Source organism: Mesorhizobium sp. WSM4823 (genome assembly GCF_055811195.1).
Genome location: NZ_JBVVQL010000037.1, coordinates 1 through 6,007, shown reverse-complemented (window position 1 = coordinate 6,007; position 6,007 = coordinate 1). Strand labels below are relative to the sequence as shown.

The window sequence follows — 6,007 nt, the reverse complement described above, 5'->3', positions numbered from 1 at the left end:
CGAAAGCTTGACCCGGTGCTCAGGTCCTCATGGCCACCGGATACGCACGTCTGCGGTCTTCACCGGATGCGTACCCTTCATCGAACGCTGCTCATTGATGAAGTCCTGCGCGTCATAAGCCTTGTCGGCACCGCGTTTGATTGTTGCGGATTCGGCACGCGGTTCGATCATGTGCAGGGCCGCCACCCGGCTCGGCATGCCCGTCGGCAAACGTCAGGCAGGCGTCGACCAGAAGGCCATGGCCGTTCTCCATCAGCCCATGAAGCACAGCTTCGCCTCCTTTCTGCCGGCGGCTTGCCATGACACCACCGCTTGGACCGTCCTTCGGCTTGACGCTCTTCATCGACCCCCAGGCCTCGATCAGCGTGCCGTCCACCGAAAGGTGATCCGTCCACAGAAGCTTCTTCACCTTGGGTTGCGCGAGCACCGCCGCCAGGAACTTTGCAGAGATGTCACCCTCCGGCAGCCGGTCACACGAACCAGGGGAACATAAGGTCGTATTCCAGCCGCTGCATCAACAGCCGCTCCGAGCGGATCGAATAGAACACACGAATTCGAAGTTCAGGATATGCCAGTGATCCTCGCGGCGATGCGGCTGGCACGTCTATCTATGCCTTAGGCACGCCGAATGGCGCAAGCGCATGGCAGCTGACAGCATTGCCGCAGCGATCGGTGTTTGACGGCGCAGTGCCGCTCAAATATCTTCCGGATCCTCAATAGGGACAGCGAACGTTGCCTTGACTCGGTCGACGACCACCATGGTCTTCAGGCTCTTAATGTGTGTGTTTTGATAGAAGAACTTTCGCGTGAATTGCTCATAGTCCTCCATGCTTCGGGCAGTGATATAGAGCACGAAGTCTGCCTCGCCGGTTATATAGAAACCCGTCGCAATTTCGGGTGAGGATTTGATATCCCGCTTGAACTTGTCGATGATATCAGCGCGCTCCCTTTCCAGAGTGACCATGACGATCATCTGGATCGGTCGGCCAACGGCCTTGGCCGATATAATCGAGACGTCTGCTTCGATAATCCCTTCTGCCCGGAGCCTCTTGAGGCGACGCTGGCATGCCGTGGCAGAAAGTCCGACCTTGTCGGCAATGACATCGGAGGTTAAACGGTTATTCCGTTGAACCAAGTCCAGGATGCGGGCATCGATCCGGTCATATTTCATCTAGGGTGATCTCGACTATGGCTGGCGCTCCAACCTCCCGTGCTGGACCACAGCAGAAATTTTCGCGTTTATAAAGGCTATCTGGCCGGCAATGCAACGCGGTAGCGGTCTCACTACCTACCGCCTGCCTCGGGAAACGTAACATTGACCTCACTTTGAGGAAAGCTGCATCAGAATGACGCGTTGCGCAGGAACACTGCAGTCTCTCCCCTAAATCGGAGAAAACCAGTGGGCGTCTAACAGTACTTTATCGGCCACGACCAACCCGCCTTCGTTCGCAGTTTCGTGAGCAAGGCTACAACAGGGTTTCAAATGGCCAGCAAACTCCCGTCCCATGCCGAATACGTCATCATCGGAGGTGGCATTATCGGCCTCTCGATAGCCTATCACCTGACCCGCCTGGGTCACAGGGATGTGTTGCTGCTTGAGCGCGATCAGCTGACTTGCGGCACCACGTGGCACGCTGCGGGCCTCGTGACGCAGCTCCGTGCGAATGAAACCATGGCCAAACTCGCACAGTACTCCGCCGAGCTCTTCCGGGATCTCGAGAACCTGACGGGTCAGGCCACAGGCTTTCGCCAAACCGGATCCATCACCGTCGCTGCAACCAAGGATCGCCTTGAGGAGCTTAAGCGCGGCTCATCGATGGGGCGCTCGTTTGGGCTGGAGGTGGAGATGATTAGCGCTGCGGAAGCCCAACGCCGCGTTCCTCTGCTTGATGTCGGTGATGTTCTTGGTGCCGCTTGGATTGCATCCGACGGCGTGACCAACCCGATCGACACCGCGCGTGCTTTCGCGATCGGCGCCCGCCAGGGCGGCGCAACGATCCTTGAGCGGACGCCGGTCAACAGGATCCTGGTCGAGAGTGGACACTTTGCAGGCGTAGAGACCAGCCAAGGGACGGTCCGAGCTAAAAAAGCGGTCATCAGCACCGGACTGTGGACGCGAAACGTGGCAGCCGATCTCAATTGGTCAGTGCCTTTACAGGCTGCAGAACATTTCTATGTGGTGACAGAGGCCATACCCGACCTTCCTCACGACCTACCGACCATCCGCGACATGGACGCCCGCGTTTATGCCAAGGCTGACGCGGGCAAACTGCTCGTAGGCTTCTTTGAGCCGGATGGGAAGCCGTGGGGCATGAATGGCATACCCCACGATTTCAGTTTCGACTCGCTGCCAGAGGATTTCGATCACATCGAACCCTATCTCTCCGCCGCGATCGAGCGCATGCCTGTCTTGGCAAACGTCGGCCTGCAACTGAATTTCAACGGCCCGGAGAGCTTCACGCCAGACAACCGCTTCCACCTTGGTCCGGCACCTGAAATTCAGGGGCTTTATGTCGCCTCTGGGTTCAATTCCTGCGGAATCGAGTCCTCCGGTGGGGCAGGCAAAGTCATGGCAGAATGGATGTCGACGGGCTTGCCTGCGGGCGACTGCTGGGAAATGGACGTTCGCCGGTCCATGCCCTTCCAGCGGAATAAGCGGTATCTCTACGACCGTACAGGGGAGGCGGTTGGCAACCTCTGGACACTTCATTTCCCTCACAAGTCGCCAAAGACCGCGCGCAACGTCCGCGTGTCCCCCCTGCACGACCGCTTGGCCGCCGTGGGCGCGAATTTTGGCGAAAGTGCCGGCTGGGAACGGGTCCAATGGTTCGGCGCTCGCGGATTTCCGAATGAAAACCATGCAACGTTTGGCCGCGAGGAATGGTTTGAGCGCAGTGGCGCCGAACATACAGCCACTCGCTCTGCCGTGACCCTTTTCGATCAGACTTCGTTTGCCCACATTCTGGTTCAGGGACCTGACGCACTTGCCCTGCTCCAGCGACTCTCCACCAACGATGTGAACGTGCCGGTCGGCAGGGTTGTGTATACCCCGTGGCTGAACGAGCGGGGCGGCATGGAGTCTGACGTTACGATCGCGCGTACTGGCGATGAGGAATTCCTAGTCGTCACAGCGGCAGTCCAACGCACACGAGACCTGGCGTGGTTGCGCTTACACGCAAAGGGCGCTGGTCACGTCTCAGTGGTCGACGTGTCATCTGGATATACAACTCTCTCGGTCATGGGTCCGAGGTCGCGGGAATTGCTGGAGCGGGTCAGTCCGGCCGACTTCTCCAATGAGGCATTCCCCTTTGCTACGGCGCGTGAAATCGAAGTCGGCTACAGCTTGGCACTTGCATTTCGCATGACGTTTGTCGGTGAGCTTGGCTGGGAACTGCATATCCCGACCGAACAGACATTGGGAGTTTATGACGCTTTAGTGGCCGCCGGCGCCGATCTGTGTGTCGGTCACGCGGGGTATATCGCGCTCAACACACTGCGTCTTGAGGCGGGCTACCGGGACTGGGGCTCGGATGTCGGGGATGAAGACACCCCATTGGAATCCGGACTGGCATTTACGGTTGCCTGGGACAAGTCCGAGGATTTCATCGGACGCGCTGCTCTTGAAGCCCAGCGCGGCAAGCCATTGCGTCGCAGGCTGGTCCAGCTCGCTGCGCCCGATGCCAAGGCTTTGATGTTCGGCACCGAGCCAGTTTGGCGTGATGGAAATCTCGTCGGATATCTGCGCTCAGCTGGTTTCGGCCACACGGTCGGGTGCGGCGTCGGCATGGGATACCTCAGCTCAGATACCGGGGTTACGGCGGAGTGGCTGTCTTCAGGGTCATTCGAGATCGAGATCGCCGGCGAGCGCTATGCCGCAAAAGCTTCCCTGCGTCCGTTCTTCGATTCCGGCCGAAGCCGCGTGAAGGGCGAGTGGCGTGATCCCAGGGAGTTGATCGCGTCCGAGCTCCTCAAGGCCTGAACCTGCAGTCCAACTTCCATATAAACTGGACTATCCACCAAATGTGTTCAGACCACTCGATGGTCCTTTCGCTTTCATGCGGGGATCAGCCCGGCATCGTGTCCGCAGTTTCAGGGCTGCTGTACGCCACCGGGTGCAACATTCTTGAGGCCCAGCAGTACAGCGACCCGGAGACCGGGCTGTTTTTCATGAGGGTCGTCTTTGCGCGCATTGGCAATGCACGGCACAGCGACCAACCGGCCGGAGAGCTCGAAGAGCTCGCCGGGCGCTTCGCCATGACCTACACCCTGCGCCCGCTGTCGCGACCCAGGCGGGTTATGCTGCTTGTATCGAAGTTCGATCATTGCCTTGCCGACCTTCTCAATAGATGGCGGATTGGCGAGTTTCCGATGGATGTGATTGCTGTGGTCTCCAACCATGGCAAAGAATACCTTGCATCCACTGATCTCAAGGAATTGCCCTTCTATCATCTGCCCGTCAGCCGAGACAGCAAAGAGCAACAGGAAGCGAGGCTTGTGACCCTGATCGAGCGCAGCAATCCAGATCTTATCGTCCTCGCGCGTTACATGCAGATTCTGTCAGATGGCTTCGCGGCTAGGCTGGCAGGCCGGTGCATCAACATCCACCACTCGTTCCTGCCGGGCTTCAAGGGCGCTAAGCCCTATCATCAGGCGCATCACCGAGGGGTAAAGCTGATCGGCGCGACAGCCCACTACGTCACTTCCGATCTTGATGAAGGACCGATTATCGAACAAGACGTCGAGCGCATCTCTCACCAGGACACGCCGGACGATTTGGTCCGGAAAGGCCGCGACATCGAGCGGCGGGTCCTGGCTAGAGCCGTTCGTCTTCATCTCGAGGACAGGGTTATCCTGAACGGCAAAAAGACCGTCATTTTCTCAGGCTGAGAAACGCCAAGAGTGGCTTATCGTAAAGCAATTCAACCACGAAAAGGGCCGGTGTCTTCATCGCGTTCTGCTGCAATCTTTGATTACCAGCGCTGTGGTAAGGAGCCTTCGATGATTTCGGGGCCTGCAAGTTCGAAGGCCGTCAGTTCGACCAATCGTGATCCTGCTGTGCGTGCGCTGGTACCTGGGCTACAATCTGAGCCTGCGCGATCTTGGAGATGATGGCCGAGCGCGGCATCACGGTCGATCACACGACCGTCCACAGCTGGATCGTTCCTTTCTCGCCCCTGTTGCTCGAGCGCTTCAACCGGCGCAAGCGTAGCGTGACCGGCAAATGGCATGCCGACGAGACCTACATCAAGGTCCACGGCCAGTGGATGTATATCTATCGCGCCATCGACACTGTCGGTCACACAGTCGAGTTTTTGGTTCGGCGAGCGGCGCGACCTGCCGGCGGCCAAGCGCTTCTAAAGCAAGGCGCTTGAGCGTTATGGCCGACCGGATCGCGTCGTCATCGACGGGAGCCGGACCAACCACGAGGCGATCGTTCCTGTGAAACGACAGATCGCTTGCAGGATCACTCCCGGCGCCCGCTGAAGCCGATCCGCATCCGCCGGAGCCAGTATTTGAACAATCGGATCGAGCAGGACCATCGGCGCATCAAGCGCCGGGTCCGGCCGATGCCCGGATTCAAATGCCTGCACCATCCTTTCCGGCATCGAAATGATCCACATGAGCACGAGGTACGCCTTCAATCCGAAGCCGTCCCTGGCGAGCAGTTCGAAATTCTCGCTGCCTGATTGACCTCGCATCAGGCCTCTCTGCGCCCAGCGACCTTGCCCGGGCTTCGAAGCATGTGCGGCAGAGCAGCCGGCTGTTATCGATCGCGGCGGTTCTGGACGGGATGAACCGAACCGATGCGGCGAGGACCGGCGGGATGAATCGGCAGACGCTGCGCGACTGGGTGCACCGGTTCAACACTGCAGGTCCCGACGGTCTCCTCGATCAGTGGTCGCCTGATCCGCTGTCGCGGCTGTCGCCAGAGCTGCGTGTTTCGGTAATTCCCGGACACCCTTTTCGCTAAATCCCGGACAGTGATTTCAGTAATTCGCGGACAGCG

3 protein-coding genes and 3 pseudogenes are annotated in these 6,007 nt (G+C 58.8%); 4 read left to right on the top strand and 2 right to left on the bottom strand.

Annotated elements, in window-relative coordinates; all coding sequences use genetic code 11:
• Positions 1 to 69: 69 nt before the first annotated feature.
• Positions 70 to 554: pseudogene (locus AC0L26_RS31860) on the bottom strand (IS5/IS1182 family transposase); the annotation flags it as partial.
• A gap of 140 nt (positions 555 to 694) precedes the next feature.
• The gene (locus AC0L26_RS31855; protein ID WP_473636067.1) at positions 695 to 1,171 is read right to left on the bottom strand and encodes an Lrp/AsnC family transcriptional regulator; all 477 of its coding nucleotides are present in this window, start codon (positions 1,169 to 1,171) and stop codon (positions 695 to 697) included.
• A 312-nt stretch (positions 1,172 to 1,483) separates the two neighbouring features.
• On the opposite strand from AC0L26_RS31855, the gene AC0L26_RS31850 reads away from it, so the two are divergent.
• From AC0L26_RS31850 to AC0L26_RS31835, 4 genes and pseudogenes are all read left to right on the top strand, one after another.
• A complete protein-coding gene (locus tag AC0L26_RS31850) occupies positions 1,484 to 3,979 on the top strand; it encodes a GcvT family protein (protein WP_473636066.1) in 2,496 nt (831 codons plus the stop codon).
• A 59-nt stretch (positions 3,980 to 4,038) separates the two neighbouring features.
• Complete coding sequence (purU, locus tag AC0L26_RS31845) at positions 4,039 to 4,887, top strand: formyltetrahydrofolate deformylase (RefSeq protein WP_473636065.1); 849 nt, start codon at positions 4,039 to 4,041, stop codon at positions 4,885 to 4,887.
• A 131-nt stretch (positions 4,888 to 5,018) separates the two neighbouring features.
• A pseudogene (locus AC0L26_RS31840) lies at positions 5,019 to 5,687 on the top strand (IS6 family transposase); the annotation flags it as partial.
• Positions 5,684 to 5,926: pseudogene (locus AC0L26_RS31835) on the top strand (helix-turn-helix domain-containing protein); the annotation flags it as partial. The pseudogenes AC0L26_RS31840 and AC0L26_RS31835, both read left to right, overlap by 4 nt.
• Between the last annotated feature and the right edge of the window lie 81 nt (positions 5,927 to 6,007).